Source organism: Hafnia alvei (assembly GCF_900095695.1).
GTDB lineage: Bacteria > Pseudomonadota > Gammaproteobacteria > Enterobacterales > Enterobacteriaceae > Hafnia > Hafnia alvei_B.
Map to the genome: position 1 here is coordinate 38,205 of NZ_FMIQ01000067.1, position 15,385 is coordinate 53,589.

The 15,385-nt window shown below is 48.6% G+C and carries 14 protein-coding genes and 1 pseudogene; 14 read left to right on the forward strand and 1 reads right to left on the reverse strand.

The features are described from left to right. The 5 genes and pseudogenes from hybA to hybE all read left to right on the forward strand — a co-directional run bounded on the left by hybA (position 1) and on the right by hybE (position 4,848). Entirely contained in the window at positions 1–984 is a 984-nt protein-coding gene (gene hybA, locus BN1044_RS18240) for a hydrogenase 2 operon protein HybA (RefSeq protein ID WP_072309864.1), read from the forward strand. Continuing rightward, positions 977–2,219 (forward strand): annotated as a pseudogene (gene hybB, locus BN1044_RS18245) (Ni/Fe-hydrogenase cytochrome b subunit). Before hybA ends, hybB begins: the two are co-directional and overlap by 8 nt. Then, positions 2,161–3,864, forward strand: coding sequence for a hydrogenase 2 large subunit (gene hybC / locus BN1044_RS18250; protein ID WP_072309866.1), 1,704 nt, complete (start codon positions 2,161–2,163; stop codon positions 3,862–3,864). The pseudogene hybB and the gene hybC overlap by 59 nt, the downstream one beginning before the upstream one ends. After that, positions 3,864–4,358, forward strand: a complete 495-nt coding sequence (locus BN1044_RS18255; RefSeq protein ID WP_072309867.1) for a HyaD/HybD family hydrogenase maturation endopeptidase — start codon at positions 3,864–3,866, stop codon at positions 4,356–4,358. The genes hybC and BN1044_RS18255 overlap by 1 nt, the downstream gene beginning before the upstream one ends. Beyond that, positions 4,348–4,848: a hydrogenase-2 assembly chaperone gene (hybE, locus tag BN1044_RS18260; RefSeq protein WP_072309868.1), complete on the forward strand. Its 501-nt coding sequence runs from the start codon at positions 4,348–4,350 to the stop codon at positions 4,846–4,848. Before BN1044_RS18255 ends, hybE begins: the two co-directional genes overlap by 11 nt. 296 nt (positions 4,849–5,144) lie before the next feature. Here hybE and BN1044_RS18265 read toward each other — a convergent pair whose 3' ends face one another. Next, the gene (locus BN1044_RS18265) at positions 5,145–6,611 is read right to left on the reverse strand and encodes a C69 family dipeptidase (protein ID WP_072309869.1); all 1,467 of its coding nucleotides are present in this window, start codon (positions 6,609–6,611) and stop codon (positions 5,145–5,147) included. 314 nt (positions 6,612–6,925) lie between these two features. On the opposite strand from BN1044_RS18265, the gene BN1044_RS18270 reads away from it, so the two are divergent. From BN1044_RS18270 to BN1044_RS18310, 9 genes are all read left to right on the forward strand, one after another. Then, positions 6,926–7,435, forward strand: coding sequence for a DUF1097 domain-containing protein (locus BN1044_RS18270; RefSeq protein WP_072309870.1), 510 nt, complete (start codon positions 6,926–6,928; stop codon positions 7,433–7,435). Between the two features lie 139 nt (positions 7,436–7,574). Then, positions 7,575–7,937, forward strand: a complete 363-nt coding sequence (locus BN1044_RS18275) for a hypothetical protein (protein WP_072309871.1) — start codon at positions 7,575–7,577, stop codon at positions 7,935–7,937. A gap of 212 nt (positions 7,938–8,149) precedes the next feature. Next, positions 8,150–9,475: an isochorismate synthase MenF gene (menF, locus tag BN1044_RS18280; RefSeq protein WP_072309905.1), complete on the forward strand. Its 1,326-nt coding sequence runs from the start codon at positions 8,150–8,152 to the stop codon at positions 9,473–9,475. Between the two features lie 363 nt (positions 9,476–9,838). After that, the gene (locus BN1044_RS18285; RefSeq protein ID WP_072309872.1) at positions 9,839–10,285 is read left to right on the forward strand and encodes a PTS sugar transporter subunit IIA; all 447 of its coding nucleotides are present in this window, start codon (positions 9,839–9,841) and stop codon (positions 10,283–10,285) included. 91 nt (positions 10,286–10,376) lie between these two features. After that, positions 10,377–11,807 (forward strand): PTS mannitol transporter subunit IIBC, encoded by a 1,431-nt coding sequence (locus BN1044_RS18290; protein ID WP_072309873.1) that lies wholly within the window; start codon positions 10,377–10,379, stop codon positions 11,805–11,807. Positions 11,808–11,839: 32 nt separating this feature from the next. Beyond that, the gene (locus BN1044_RS18295) at positions 11,840–13,105 is read left to right on the forward strand and encodes a zinc-binding dehydrogenase (protein ID WP_072309874.1); all 1,266 of its coding nucleotides are present in this window, start codon (positions 11,840–11,842) and stop codon (positions 13,103–13,105) included. An 11-nt stretch (positions 13,106–13,116) separates the two neighbouring features. Continuing rightward, positions 13,117–14,088: a class II fructose-bisphosphatase gene (gene glpX, locus BN1044_RS18300; RefSeq protein WP_072309875.1), complete on the forward strand. Its 972-nt coding sequence runs from the start codon at positions 13,117–13,119 to the stop codon at positions 14,086–14,088. A gap of 47 nt (positions 14,089–14,135) precedes the next feature. Next, positions 14,136–14,642 carry an MltR family transcriptional regulator gene (locus BN1044_RS18305; protein ID WP_168780201.1) on the forward strand — a complete coding sequence of 169 codons (507 nt, stop codon included), beginning with the start codon at positions 14,136–14,138 and terminating at the stop codon, positions 14,640–14,642. A 3-nt stretch (positions 14,643–14,645) separates the two neighbouring features. Further along, positions 14,646–15,368: a nucleoside/nucleotide kinase family protein gene (locus tag BN1044_RS18310; protein WP_072309877.1), complete on the forward strand. Its 723-nt coding sequence runs from the start codon at positions 14,646–14,648 to the stop codon at positions 15,366–15,368. Positions 15,369–15,385 lie beyond the last annotated feature (17 nt).

Genomic DNA, 15,385 nt, shown 5'->3' on the forward strand with positions numbered 1-15,385 from the left:
GTGAACAGAAGAAACTTTATTAAGTTTGCCTCTGCGGGGGCGCTGGCAGCGGGCACGGTAACATCAAGTACCGCGCAGGCGGCGGTGGAAAACAAACCGCCGATCCCCGGTGCGGTCGGCATGCTGTATGACTCAACGCTGTGCGTAGGTTGCCAAGCCTGCGTGGCCGAGTGTCAGAAGCTGAATAAAAACCAGATCAACCCTAACGGGCCACAAACGTGGTCTAACAACGATAAATTAACGCCTTACACCAACAACATCATTCAGGTGTGGCAAGACGGTTCGGGCGTTAATAAAGATCAGGTGCAAAACGGTTATGCCTACATCAAGAAACAGTGCATGCACTGCGTAGACCCTAACTGTGTGTCGGTGTGTCCGGTACAGGCGCTGAAGAAAGATCCCAAAACTGGCATTGTGCATTACGACCCAGACGTCTGTACGGGCTGTCGTTACTGCATGGTGGGATGTCCATTCGACATTCCTAAATATGATTATCACAACCCGTTTGGTGAGATTCATAAGTGCCAGCTCTGCGACCAGAAAGGGCTTGAGCGCATTACTAAAGGCCAACTGCCGGGCTGCGTCGAGGTTTGCCCAACCGGTGCGGTAATCTTTGGTACGCGTGACGATCTGTTGGCTGAGGCCAAAAAGCGTCTGGCGGCAAAACCGGGGGCTGAATATGCCTATCCGCGTCAAACCCTGAACGGTGGTGATAACTATCTGCATCCGCTCGCCAAGTATCAGCCGTATGTCTACGGCGAAAAAGAGGGCGGAGGAACGCAGGTATTAGTGCTGGCGGGGGTGCCGTATGAAAACTTAGGCATGCCAAAACTGGCTGAACTCTCAACCGGCGCACGCTCTGAGCACATTCAGCACACTGTTTACAAAGGCATGATCTTGCCGCTGGTGGTTCTGACGGGGCTATCTGTGTTGATTCGTCGTAACACCAAAAACCACCATGATGGAGATGATGATCATGAGTGAACATAAAGCCAGTCCGTTAGGTGGTCGCCTTGTTAGTTGGCCGGTGATGGTGATGGCACCCTTTGTGGTGCTATGCGGCATTTTTATCCTCAAACGTTTGATCTTCGGGATTGGCTCGGTTGCCGACCTGAACGGAGGTTATCCGTGGGGGCTGTGGATTTCATTCGACCTGCTGATTGGTACAGGTTTTGCCTGTGGCGGTTGGGCGCTAGCGTGGGCGGTGTATGTTTTCAACCGAGGTGAATATCACCCGCTGGTTCGTCCGGCGCTGTTGGCGAGCCTGTTCGGTTATTCGTTAGGGGGATTATCAATCACCATTGACGTGGGCCGTTACTGGAACCTGCCTTATTTCTATCTGCCAGGACACTTCAATACCTCGTCGGTGCTGTTTGAAACCGCGGTCTGTATGACGGTGTATATCGGCGTGATGGCGCTGGAGTTTGCGCCCGTCGTGCTGGAGAAATTTGGTTGGAAAGTGCCGATGAAGTGGCTGAATAAAATCATGTTCTTCATTCTGGCGCTCGGCGCTCTGCTGCCAACCATGCACCAATCTTCAATGGGATCGCTGATGATTGCTGCGGGGAATAAAATCCATCCGCTGTGGCAAAGCTACGAGCTACTGCCGGTGTTCTCGTTGCTCACGGCATTCATTATGGGCTTCTCCATCGTGGTGTTCGAAGGTTCACTGGTACAGGCCGGGTTAGCCGGTAAAGGCCCGAATGAAAAGCCGCTGTTCTACCGGCTGACGCAGGTTATCGATATTTTCCTAATCCTGTTCGTTGCGCTGCGCTTTGCGGAAATTGTACTGCGTGATAAGTCAGAGTACCTCTCACAGTGGAACCGTTACTCCATTTCATTCTGGTGCGAAATTGGACTGATGCTCTTCCCGCTGCTGGTATTCCATTGGGATAGATTCCGCCGTGATTCGCGCATGCTGTTCCTTGGCGCGCTAAGCATGCTGCTGGGCGCCGCGCTGTGGCGTATGAACTACTCTCTGCTGGCGTTCAATCCGGGCAATGGTTATCACTATTTCCCAACGCCAGAAGAAATTCTGATTTCAGTCGGCTTTGTGGCGATTGAAGTCTGTGCCTATTTGTTGCTAATCCGGATTTTACCGGTGTTGCCATCGCTTGAACGCGTACATAAAGATTATCAGGCCCGAGGGAAAGCTAAAGTATGAGCCAACGTATTACTATCGACCCGATCACCCGTATCGAGGGCCACCTGCGCATTGACTGCGAAATTGAAAACGGCAAAGTCACCAAGGCTTGGTCATCCGGCACCATGTGGCGCGGGATGGAAGAGATTGTCAAAGGTAACGACCCGCGCGATGCGTGGATGATCGTCCAGCGCATTTGTGGCGTTTGTACCACTATCCACGCCATTGCGTCGGTGCGTGCGGTGGAAAATGCGATCGGTGCTGAAGTGCCGGTGAACGCGCAGCATATCCGTAATTTGATCGTGGCAGCCCACAGCATCCACGACCATATCGTGCATTTTTACCAGCTGTCGGCGCTGGACTGGGTGGATATCACCTCCGCGCTGAACGCCGATCCCAAAAAATGCGAAGCCATGCTGAAAGGTGTTTCAACGTGGTCGCTGAATAGCTCGGAAGAGTTTGCCAAGGTACAGCAGAAAATCCGCGATCTGGTCGCCAGCGGTCAACTGGGTATTTTCGCCAACGGCTATTGGGGCCACAAGGCGATGAAACTATCGCCGGAAGTGAATCTGATTGCGGTTGCCCACTATCTGCAAGCGCTTGAATGTCAGCGCGATGCCAACCGCGTGGTGGCGATTTTGGGCGGAAAATCCCCACATATCCAAAATTTGGCCGTGGGTGGCGTGGCTAACCCGATCAATCTGGATGCGCCAAGCGTGCTGAATCTGGAACGTTTGATGTATGTGAAGATGTTTATTGAACGGCTGGGTGAGTTCATTGAGCAGGTTTACAAAGTGGACGCGGCAATTATTGCGGCAAACTATCCAGAATGGCTGTCGTTGGGCGAAGGCGCGAAGCACTATTTAAGCGTGCCAGAGCTGCCAACCGATGCCAAAGGCGGCAGCTTCCTGCTGCCGGGTGGCTATATTGAAAATGGTGACATGGCTAACTATCGCCCCATCACCAGCCATCAGGACGAATGGTTGATCGACGGTATTGCCGAAAGCTGCAAACACTCTTGGTATAAAGACGATGCGATCTTAAAACCTTGGGAAGGCAAAACCGAACCGAACTACACCGGCTGGCAGGATGAGGGTAAATACTCATGGGTGAAATCCCCAACCTTCTACGGCAAAGTGGTGGAAGTTGGCCCACTGGCCGATCTGCTGGTCAAACTGGCGGCTAAGCATCCTGATACCGTAAAACACTTCAACGAAGTGAACGGTCTGTATAAAACGCTGAATGGCAAAGCATTACAAACCGAGCAGTTGCATTCCACCATGGGACGCATCATTGGCCGTGCGGTTCGCTGTTGCGTACTGAAAGATACCCTGCTGCAACAATGGCAGGCGCTGATCGACAATATCGGCACAGGCGATCACGTTGCCTTTATCAAGCCTGAAATTTTGGCAGATAAAGAGTATCGCGGCGTCGGCTTTGAAGAAGCACCGCGCGGTATGCTTTCGCATTGGATCGTGATTAAAGGCGGCAAGATCGAAAACTATCAGGCGGTGGTGCCTTCCACATGGAACTCTGGCCCGCGTAATACCAACGACGAGCCGGGTCCGTATGAGCAAGCGCTCATCGGCACGCCTATCGAGGATATCGAAAAGCCGTTGGAAGTGGTGCGCACCGTGCACTCCTTTGACCCATGCATGTCTTGCGCGGTGCACGTGGTGGATACGCGCGGTGGTGAAGTCACCAAGGTTAAGGTGTTGTGATGAATACGCTGCTCTTAGGTATTGGTAACCTATTGCTCAGCGATGAGGCGGTTGGCGTACGCATCGTTGAGCGCCTAGAACGCGATTACCGTTTTCCTGAAGGCGTTGAGCTGATGGATGGCGGAACCGCGGGCATGGAGCTCATGGAGTACATGGCCAGCCGCGATCATCTGATTGTGGCTGATGCGGTACTCAGCGATAGCGCGCCCGGCAGCGTCATCACGCTATGTGACGATGAAGTTCCGGCGTTTTTTAGCCGGAAAATCTCACCGCACCAGCTAGGGCTGTGCGACGTGCTGTCTGCGTTACATCTCACCGATGAGTTTCCACAGCGTTTAACGCTGGTGGGCGTGGTGCCAGAGTCTCTGGAACCGCATATTGGTCTGACGCCGGCGATTGAGGCGGCGATCCCTGTAGCCATGGATCGTATTGTCCAGCTTCTGCGTAACGATGGATGCCAAATAGAGCATAAAGGAGCGGTGCATGCCTTCTGAACATGATTTGACCGCCATCGGTGCCGATGAATTTTGGGGCTTTGAGCAAAATCCAACCGATCTTTTGATAGAGCAATATCAACAGATTGCGCAGGACGAGATGGCGACGTTGCCGTTCTATCGTGCCGAAATGCCGATCGTAGTTGAGATGCAGCAGTATGAAGGGCAGTGGCTCGGCACGGTATTAACGCCGTGGATGCTGAGCGTGGTGATTTTGCCGGGGCCGGATCAGGTCTGGTCTTTGCGCAAACTCGGTGAGCGGATTGCGCTTTCTCTGCCGCGCGGCGACATGACGTTTATGGTTGGCGAATTGCCTAAAACCGGTCAGCTGCTGTCTTGCTCATTGATGTCGCCGATTGAATCGCATATCAGCGCAGATGAAGGCAAGGCTTTGGTGACGGATACGTTGAAGATGCTGCTGTCGTTGCCGGTGCAGGATAGCAGTGCGAGTGTAAACCTGTCTCGACGTGCATTGTTTGGTAAGTCATAAGTCTAAATCATAAGCTCAACGCTTTTAGTCGGAATTAAAAGCCATAAAGGCGCGATAAAAGTCGTCGTGTTATTACATTGCTGAATCTGAATTTATCGGGTTCAGCATTTTTTTTACCACTACTTATCGCCAGTCGAACGCCGGGGATAAAAATGTTATCCACGTACGCCTTACCCCCAAGAGATGATGGAAATTATTAAAGAGGGCTATTCGTTTAGGCGGTGAATGAAAGCGAAAGCATGGCCGGAAACCATCGATAAGCCTCCGGCCATGACTATTCGTTGCTCACGCGGCTGTTATGCGCCTTCGAAGTGATACTTCATATCGGTATCGTGGGTCATTTGCGTCATGACATGGCGGGTAAGCTGTTCTGTCAGGCTAAGCGCATCCTGCATCACTTTATCTTCAAACGTTTGTAGAACCTTTTGCGCCTGCTGTGGCTGAGACTGATAGAGTTTCAGATACTCTTTTTCCATCGCCGTTTGCTGAACCGCGGTATTTTTCTCAAATTGGGCATAGGCCTTTTCCACTTCAGGCGCATAGGCGTTGTAGTTTTGCATCACGAGCGTTTGCAGCTGGCGATATTTCCAGCTCACCGAATCATCGCTGAATTTGTCGGTGCCTTTGTCATAGCCAGCAAGATAATGTTCCATCCCTTGGTAGTAAGGAACATACACGCTGAGCGACGGCATTCCGATGGCAACATAGGCCACTTCACCAATTGCTTTAGGAAGTTTTGGACGCACCTGAAGCACGTGAGACTCTTGGGTTCGAAATACGGAAATAGGGCGATAAGCCTCTTTGGGATTGTTGTTGGCATACGGATCGTGTGCGGTTCCCTGATAGTGGTTACGCAGCGCGGCTTGAACATCAGCAACGGAAATTTTATGCGCGGGTTTCAAAAATACCGGGAACGCGGTGCCATCGGTGATGGTGGTTTTCAGCTCTGGATTGAACATGTGCTGCACTGTCCAAACGCGCGGGTAGTTGTAGGTGACATCGTTTTCAACGTCTTGTGAATAGGCCTTATGGAAGTCAAACTCGCCGTCTTTGAGATTGTATAAACCGTACTGTTCGGCAAAGCTTATCAGCGTTTTCGACCCCAGATAGTTGGCTTTATCTTCAGGGTTATAGCTTCTTAAGCGCCCCTGATTAGCTGAAACAAAGTATTGGTCGCGCGGCAATTTGGCAGCCATCCACTGGTGACCGCTGCCGGTTTCTAAATACCAAACTTCATGTTCGTCGACAAAAGCTACGCCAAACCCTTCGCCAGCGCCTTTCTCTTCAATGATTTTGCCTAGCAGTTCTGCACCTTCACGAGCGCTATGGATCCTCGGCAGGATCACGTTTTCGATAGCGTCTTCGGTAATGCCGGTTTTCTCAACGTAGGGATCAAACTTAAGCACCTGCTGACCGTTATAGATGGTTTCCGTGGCGGTCATCCCAACGCCCGCCTCGTTAAAACCGACTTCGCCCATAGATAAATCGTTGGTATCAAAATCTGATATTGCGCTATAGCGCAGCGAGGTTTCTGGCAACGGATAGGTAAAGTCGTTGGCGTGGGACTTGAATTCCCCTTTTTGGTGTTCAACCCGAGGATGAATCAGGAAGTGTTTCGGGTTATTGGCGGAATAGTCTTCATTGCGCGCGACGATAAAAGAGCCGTCGCTTGAGGCTTCATTGCCGACCAAAATGGTGGTACATGCCATCGCGGGCGGAACGAGCAGGGCTGGAATGACGGCGGAGAGAATGCGTTTTTTCATTGGAATAGCCTTTCGTCATGCGTGAGAGAAATTTTTTAGGCTTTTAACCTATGCCTCTGATTTTGATATGACAATGAAAGGGCGTGATTATATCGGATGATAGCTGTCTGCTTTTATGGCCATATTGGCCGGTAAAGTGTCCATTATCGTGAGGTTCCACGGCGTAAGGTGGCGAAAAAAACAGCTTTATTTGTGATTAAAATCACAATAAAATGTAATCATACAAACACGTCACTTTGTATTTGTGATGCAAGTCAACGAATATCCTGTTCCCATCGTTAAACTACTTTTTTTGAATACGTGAGATTTCCATCATGAATGTTTTGGTTGCTATTGCCATCACCACCGGCATCCTTTCTGGCATTTGGGGCTGGGTTGCCGTGAGCCTTGGCCTGCTAAGCTGGGCGGGTTTTCTCGGTTGTACTGCCTATTTCGCCTGTCCGCAGGGCGGCTTGAAAGGTTTTGGCATCAGCCTGTGCACGCTGCTCAGCGGTGTATTCTGGGCCGAAGTGATCATTTATGGTGGGGCTCTACGACCAGAGTGGACGATCCTAGGCTACGTACTGACCGGGATCGTGGCTTTTCTGATGTGTATTCAGGCGCAGCAACGCTGGCTAGCGTTCGTACCCGGTACCTTTATCGGTGCGTGCGCAACCTTCGCTGCAAACGGCGATTGGAAGATGGTGGTTCCTTCGCTGTTAGTCGGCTTAGTCTTTGGCTACGCGATGAAAAACAGCGGATTGTGGCTGGCGGCACGTAAGCAAAATCAGTCAGTGCAGCAAAATCAAAACGTAGATGCAGATAGCAAGTCGATCAGCTCGTAATCAGTTACAGCAAAACTGCCATCGATAACGTGCCCATTAGCGTGTGACTTCACGATTCCTTCCAGATGATTTAATTTGCATCTTTTGGTGGAGTGAGGATATTTAGCGCTAATGGAAAACACGGATGGAGTAATTGATCATGGACGGTTCGTTTGCTATTGCTTTATGGTCATCATTTCTGTCTGTTATCTATCTTATCGCTTTATCCGTTGTGATCCTCGGTGCTTGTAGCAAGAGCCTTAAATGCCGTCATATTTTATTCTGGGTTGAAGCTCCGCAAATTATATCGGTGTTTTTATTCTCTGTAGGGATGCACTGGCACTGGTGGCGATATGTAAATGGTGGCGTGCTGGGCATTGTTCTTTTCTCAGTTGTTCCAATCCTTTTGTCACTTATCGTCGCAATATTAGTGAGCCGCTGGCTAGGTCATCCTTTCCATTTGTGGATTGTTTGCCACATCATTTTTATCACTTTGCTATGGTCAATCATTTCTCGTTTTTAACTACAGCTTGATACTGCCTTGCGAGCGAGTTGCCATGTTGGTAAACATTGGGGCAGAGACAAAATAGGTCTGTTGATAGCTGCTAAATGTTAATAAATGGCGGGTTTTTCACCATTTACTCGCTGGCTGCGCCGATAACTCTTCTGGTTGCTTTCCTTCTTATTAATCCACCGTATAATTCCACACTTCTTCTTAAGCCGCCCGAGGTTGTCGTGGTTCATCTTTCCGTCCTGGTAGAACGCATCATTCCTTTGTTACGCCAAGCCGCTGCCGAGCAATCGGGGCTGGTACGTATTGCGCTGCCTTGCAGTTTGAAAGATGGAACACAAATGTTGGAGTGGTTGGCGTCGCAGCCGCTGTTTCCTCAATTCTATTGGCGACACCGCGATGGCGCTGAAGAAGCCGCGGTGTGTGGTGCGGTGCGCACGTTTACCGACGCCGAGCAGGCGCAGAAATTTGTTCAGGAAAATGGCTGCCCTGAGCTCCGCATTTGGGGGCTAAACGCGTTCGGTCAGGTGGAGTTGGATGGTTACGGCACGATTAACAGCCTGCTGTTTTTGCCGCGCATTGCGCTGATGCGTCATGCCGGTAAGGCTGAGCTGGTGGTGAACCTGTACGGTGAATCATCGCTGGATCAAGATCTGGAACTCGCGCTGCGTGATTTAGCGGCGCTGTGCGCTATTCAGCCATTGCCAACCTTACACACTGACGTTCTCGCCGCGCATCATCAGCCCGATCATGATGCTTGGTGTGATTTGCTCAATAATGCGCTGGCTGAAATTGAGCGCAAAGCATTTGAAAAAGTGGTGCTGGCACGTCGTACCACGTTAAAACTTTCGCTACCGCTGCGTGCCGCACAATTTTTAGCGGCAAGCCGCGCCGTGAACCACCGTTGCTATCATTTCATGCTGGCGTTAGCGCCAGAGCGGGCGTTCTTAGGTTCATCGCCGGAAAGATTATATCGTCGCCAAAGCCTATCGCTGGAAACAGAAGCTTTGGCCGGCACCGTTGCCAGCGGCAATAGTGATGCGCAAGCGCAAGAAAATGCGCAGTGGCTGATGTCAGATCGAAAAAACCAGCATGAAAACTTATTGGTGGTGGATGATATTTGTCAGCGTTTGCAGGGCGGGGCGCAAGCTCTCGATGTGATGCCTGCTGAAGTCATCCGTTTGCGTAAGGTCCAGCATTTGCGTCGGCCAATCCATGCCACGCTGATGCAGTCTAACGATGCTGATTGCCTACGCCGTTTGCAGCCGACCGCAGCGGTGGCAGGATTACCGCGTGAACCCGCGCGCCAATTTATCATGCAGGATGAGCCTTTTGACCGTGGCTGGTATGCGGGCTCGGCAGGCTATTTGGCACAGGATCAGGCTGAGTTTGCCGTGGCATTGCGATCGGCGTTAATTGAACATGATTATATTCATCTTTATGCCGGAGCGGGCATCGTGGCGGGTTCAGATCCCGAGCAAGAGTGGTTAGAGATTGAAAACAAAGCAGCGGGTCTGAGAACGCTGCTGGAAAGCGATATTTCGCTGTAATTAAGCAACAAATTATATTGAAGGCTAAAGATTGACGTCAATTTTTGGCCTTTTTTATTTTTATGATGATATCTTTCCCATGTTATTTCTTATGCAATAGTATAAGTGTGAAACTCATCACTAAATTAAACATTGTTACTCGATTTTATAATTGGAACTTGGTTCACAAAAGGTATATTGATTTGTTATTTTATAATCTAACTGTAATTTTCTTACCATAGTATTTGAGAGTGTCATAACAAAATACCGGCAAATTATCTATTTACTGAGAGCTAGATCTAATTTTTCATTCTCTTTTTCCCACTTTATATTTAGCGTAATCTCTTCCCATCAGATATTTGTGATTAATATTGAGGGGGAAGTATGTCTGGTCTTATTTCTTTTTTTCCTGAGAATGCGTTTCACGTTGTTGATTCTGTTGATGATTGGCGTCATGCCATTGATATCGTTACCGCTCCCTTAACGGCAAGCCATAGGATTGAAGCTAGATACTGCACGGCGATTAAAACGGCCACTCAAGAATTAGGTCCCTATTATGTATTAGGCGCCGGCGTGGCAATGCCTCATGCAAGACCAGAAGAGGGCGTTATTGATACGGCACTTTCGATGGTTTTAGTGAGAGGTGGCGTAGATTTTGGCACAGGAACAGAAAAGGTCACCATATTAATTTGTTTGGCCGCTAAAGATGCAGACTCGCATATATATGCTATCCAGGCATTATGCGAAATATTAAGCGATGGTGAAGTTATCAATGAAATAAACAATGCGTGCGATGCATTGGCATTACAGGAAATAATAAAAAGATATTAATTTTTCATCATAATTAAAGTTGAAATATAACTGATGTGTAAAAATATTTTTTAAATCGTAGTATATAAATAACCTAGCTAAGGAATGTCTAATGACTGAAAGATCTCTGCGCGCCAGAGTGCAATACTTTGGTGGGTTTTTAACTGCAATAGTAATCCCCAATATTGGTGCTTTTATTGCCTGGGGATTTATTACTGCGCTATTTATTCCAACAGGATGGGTGCCCAATGTGCATTTTGGTGCAATGGTTGACCCGATGATCACCTATTTATTGCCATTACTTATTGGCTATACCGGTGGGCAATTGATCGGGGGAAAACGTGGTGGCGTTATGGGTGCCATCGGTACCATGGGGGTTATTATTGGCGCGAGTATTCCAATGTTTATTGGCGCAATGGTATTAGGCCCGTTGGGTGGCTGGATTATTCGTGAATTTGATAAACGCATTGAAGGAAGGATCCCCGCTGGATTTGAGATGGTAGTGAATAACTTCTCACTGGGGATCTTGGGGATGATCCTCGCACTGCTGGCGTATGAGATTATTGGCCCAGCGGTAATGTACGCCAACAACGTGGTTAAGTCTGGGATTGAAGCCTTGGTATCAACCGGTTTTTTACCTTTACTGTCGGTAATTAATGAGCCAGCTAAGGTACTCTTCCTTAATAATGCTATCGACCAGGGCGTGTATTATCCGCTTGGTATGCAAGATACCGCGAAAACCGGTAAATCTATTTATTTTATGGTGGCATCTAATCCCGGTCCCGGTTTAGGTATGTTATTGGCGTTTGCACTATTTGGCAAAGGGATGAGTAAACGTTCTGCGCCTGGCGCTATGATTATTCATTTTCTCGGCGGAATTCATGAACTCTATTTTCCCTATGTCTTAATGAAACCATTGATGATTTTGGCCATGATTGGTGGAGGAATGTGTGGGATTTTTGTTTTTGATTTAATGAATGCGGGTTTGGTTGCGGGGCCTAGTCCGGGGTCAATCTTTGCGTATCTTGCTTTGACTCCACGCGGTGGGTTTATGGCTACCTGTGCCGGGGTATTAGCTGGAACCGTCGCTTCATTTTTAATTGCTTCACTGATCTTAAAACTAGAGCGCAAGGTTGAAGAAGATGAAGACTTCACCGTTTCGCAGCAGGTATTGCAACAAATGAAGCAAGAGGGTAAAGCAGGCGAGCATGTATCAGCGCCAGCTGCCGATAATACTATTCATTTTATTGCATTTGCTTGCGATGCGGGAATGGGCTCAAGTGCCATGGGGGCAACGACCTTCCGTAAGCGAATTGAAAAAGCAGGACTGGATATTATTGTTAAACATTTCTCTATAGAAAATGTTCCGCCAGATGCTGATTTGGTGGTGGTACATAGCAGCCTTGAAGATCGTGCAAAAATGATCGTGAAACAGCCAATGTTGGTGATTAAAAACTATTTAGGTGACGTTAAGCTTGATCGGTTACTTGATGATTTGACTCATTCGAAACGCGATCTTTCGCCTTTATTACAACCAGAATAAAAACGACTAAAGCACACTGCTGGAGATTAATTATGGATACCAAGGTTGCCGCTATTTATGGCAAAAATGATGTCAGAATTCGGGAATTTACCCTTCCTAAAATAAGCCCAGACGAACTGTTAGTTAAAGTTATTTCGGATAGCGTTTGTTTATCAACGTATAAAGCCGCATTGTTAGGGAGTGAGCATAAACGCGTACCTAATGATATAGAACAACATCCAGCCATTACGGGGCATGAATGTGCAGGGATTATTGTTGAGGTAGGCGATAATTTAAATGGAAAATATCAGATTGGGGATAAATTTGTTTTGCAACCAGCTATGGGGCTGCCGAGTGGATATTCCGCTGGCTATAGCTACGAATACTTCGGCGGCAATGCAACCTATATGATTATTCCAAAAGTTGCCATCGATCTCGGGTGCGTTCTGCCTTATTCCGGTGATTATTTTGCCGTGGCATCGCTGGCTGAACCGATGTGCTGCATTATTGGTGCATTTCACGCTAATTTTCATACCACACCCTATGTTTATGAGCACCGGATGGGAATCGTCGCCGGTGGAAATTTAGCGCTGCTCGCTTGTGCGGGGCCAATGGGGTTGGGCGCTATCGATTATGCGATCCACGGGCCTGTAAAACCGGGGCGTATCGTCGTGACCGATATTGATGAGGCGCGATTGGCGAGAGCAAAAGCATTGCTACCGCCTTCCTTGGCACTGCAACAGGGAATCGAACTTATTTACCTTAACGTGGCGGATTGTCTTGATCCTCAGGCAAGGCTGATGGATATCAGCTCAGGTCGTGGCTATGACGATGTATTTGTTTTTGCCGCCGTTGAGCCGGTGGTGGAAATGGCGGGTCGTGTGCTGGCTGAAGATGGTTGCTTGAACTTTTTTGCAGGGCCAACCAATTCGGCTTTTACTGTGCCTCTGAATTTTTATGATGTGCATTACAACGGCACTCACGTGGTTGGCACATCGGGTGGCTCTACCGACGATATGGTTGAGGCCTTAGCCCTCTCATCATCAGGAGTGCTGGATCCTTCTTATATGGTCACCCATATCGGTGGTTTAGACGCGGTTCCTAAGACCGTGTTGGAATTGCCGCATATACCGGGTGGTAAGAAACTGATCTATAACCATATTTCATTGCCTTTAACCGCCATTGATGATTTTAACAAGCGGGGAGAAACCGAGCCGCTGTTTGCGGAATTGGCGAAACGTGTACAGTCAACTCATGGCGTATGGAACGCTCAGGCTGAAGCTTATTTGCTCGCATACTTCAACGCTGAAGCGATGTGAGGGAGGTTGTCATGGAACAATTGGCTTACGGTGTTTTACGCGCCACGGAGCAGGCCGCACTGGCTGCATGGCCCTTAATCGGCTGCGGAGATAAAAACCAAATTGATGGCGAAGCGGTATCGGCAATGCGTCAGAGTTTGAATCAGATGCCCATGCGGGGACGCATTGTGATTGGTGAGGGGGAAATCGATCGCGCGCCGATGCTATACATTGGCGAGGCGCTGGGCCTAGGGACGGGGCGGGAGATTGATATCGCGGTAGATCCCATCGAAGGGACACGTATGGTCTCGGTAGGGCAGCATAACGCACTTTCTGTTTTGGCGTTCGCGCCCTATGGTTGCTTATTACATGCGCCGGATATGTATATGCGTAAGCTGGCAGTCTGTCCTGACGCTAAGGGGGTTATCGACCTTAACCACACGCTGGAAGAGAATTTACGTGCTGTCGCTGAAAAGTTGGCTAAGCCGCTATCGCAATTGCAAGTGGTGATATTGGATAAACCAAGGCACCGTGACGATATCCAACGGCTCAATCGACTAGGCGTGAAGGTTAGCGTATTACCCGATGGCGACGTGGCAGGCAGCATTATGCTATGCCAACCGGATTCTGGGTTGGATGTGATGTACACCGTTGGTGGTGCGCCAGAAGGCGTGCTTTCCGCCTGTGCGGTGAAGGTGATGGGAGGCGATATGCAAGCGATGCTGATTGACAGTGTTGAAGCGAAAGGTGGGAGTGCCAGTAATCAAGAGATTGCGCAGCAAGAGCGGCAACGTTGTGCACAAATGGGCGTTGAGGTTGACCGCGTTTACACCCTAAATCAAATGGTCCATACTGACGAAATTCTTTTTTCGGCCACCGGCGTCACTAAAGGGGATTTAACCGAAGGCGTGCGAAAAATAGAGGGGAAATTACAAACGCAAACTCTCTTTTTAAACGGTATGGATAAAACGCAGCGCTTAATAAATACACTTTATGAAAGGTAAGTTGTTAGCCACATCGCCAACGGTTATTTGGGGTCGCAATGATATCGATGGATGAAGATAAAATTATTGAGCTGCTTGAGTCGGAGAAAGAGCTTAGTGGATTTATGGCTCAGGCAAATCAGATCCTTTATTCTACATTACGTTATTTTTTACCTTACGTATTTGTCAGCGATCCTGATATCCAAGAGTATGCTGTTAAGCCGTTATTGGCCAAAGCAGGTCCGTTGGACGATATCTATGTTGCATTACGGTTGATCTATGCTTTGGGACAGATGCGCAGAGAAGTTTATGCAGATATATTTAGTTTTATTCAGTTTAATGAATATATTTACTCGCGTGCGAAAACGATGCCTTTCGATCATGAAATGGTTTATGAGTTTATTAATAATCTTCGCACCATCAGTGAGACGGATTTTTCAGTTCGTGCTGTTAATGAAATGCGCTTTGCAGACTTCGCTATATATAGCCGTACGCGTTGCATTTCTCTGATTAAAACTAGCCTGTCATTAGCCGTAATGACCATCGTTAAAGAATTAGATCCTGCGAGAGCCTGAAGCATGAAACTTAATTTAAGCGTTAATGGGTTAACTTATCCGGCCTATTTTTCAGACGATGAAATTGAACATCTCCATTTGCCTTGGCTTCAATACTTAACACAGCAACAAAAATTGTTAGAAAGGCGAATTATCGTTTTTCTGGCGGCTCCGCCGGGAGTGGGGAAATCAACGCTGTGTGGATTATGGCAATGGCTAAGCGAACAGTATCCTGAGCTTTCAGCGCTACAAGGGCTCGCTATGGATGGTTTTCACCATTATAACCGTGATTTGCAGATCGCAGGATTGAGTCACAAAAAAGGGGCTCCCGAAACCTTTGATTTAGCCTTGTTGCAACGCTATTTAGGTCAGCTACAAAACCCTAATGCACTCTGGCCGATTTACGATCGCCAGCTACATGAACCGGTGATGGATATGGTCGAAGTGAAAGCGCCGATTGTGGTAGTTGAGGGGAATTGGCTCCTGCTTAATGAGGAGGGCTGGAGGGATTTGTCTCGTTACGCTGATGTATCGCTGTTTATTTCAGCCTCACCGCAGTTACTTAAATCTCGCTTAGTCGGGCGTAAAGTTGCTGGTGGGCAATCCAGCGAAAATGCGGAAGCATTTTATGCCATGACGGATGGGCCTAACGTACAGCGGGTGCTCAATGAGAGCTTAACGGCCGACATGCGCTGGCAGATGGCAACCGATGGGAGCTATCACACTTCTATTCCCTCTATTGTCTAATCTGTAGCGTCTCATCT

Excerpts from the sequence above, each read along its gene's own strand:
- BN1044_RS18275 (WP_072309871.1), top strand. The coding sequence starts at position 7,575 with ATGGACGGTTCGTTTGCTATTGCTTTATGGTCATCATTTCTGTCTGTT.
- BN1044_RS18265 (WP_072309869.1), bottom strand. The coding sequence starts at position 6,611 with ATGAAAAAACGCATTCTCTCCGCCGTCATTCCAGCCCTGCTCGTTCCG.
- glpX (WP_072309875.1), top strand. The coding sequence starts at position 13,117 with ATGGAACAATTGGCTTACGGTGTTTTACGCGCCACGGAGCAGGCCGCA.
- BN1044_RS18255 (WP_072309867.1), top strand. The coding sequence starts at position 3,864 with ATGAATACGCTGCTCTTAGGTATTGGTAACCTATTGCTCAGCGATGAG.
- hybE (WP_072309868.1), top strand. The coding sequence starts at position 4,348 with ATGCCTTCTGAACATGATTTGACCGCCATCGGTGCCGATGAATTTTGG.
- BN1044_RS18270 (WP_072309870.1), top strand. The coding sequence starts at position 6,926 with ATGAATGTTTTGGTTGCTATTGCCATCACCACCGGCATCCTTTCTGGC.
- BN1044_RS18285 (WP_072309872.1), top strand. The coding sequence starts at position 9,839 with ATGTCTGGTCTTATTTCTTTTTTTCCTGAGAATGCGTTTCACGTTGTT.
- BN1044_RS18295 (WP_072309874.1), top strand. The coding sequence starts at position 11,840 with ATGGATACCAAGGTTGCCGCTATTTATGGCAAAAATGATGTCAGAATT.
- BN1044_RS18305 (WP_168780201.1), top strand. The coding sequence starts at position 14,136 with ATGGATGAAGATAAAATTATTGAGCTGCTTGAGTCGGAGAAAGAGCTT.
- BN1044_RS18290 (WP_072309873.1), top strand. The coding sequence starts at position 10,377 with ATGACTGAAAGATCTCTGCGCGCCAGAGTGCAATACTTTGGTGGGTTT.
- hybC (WP_072309866.1), top strand. The coding sequence starts at position 2,161 with ATGAGCCAACGTATTACTATCGACCCGATCACCCGTATCGAGGGCCAC.
- BN1044_RS18310 (WP_072309877.1), top strand. The coding sequence starts at position 14,646 with ATGAAACTTAATTTAAGCGTTAATGGGTTAACTTATCCGGCCTATTTT.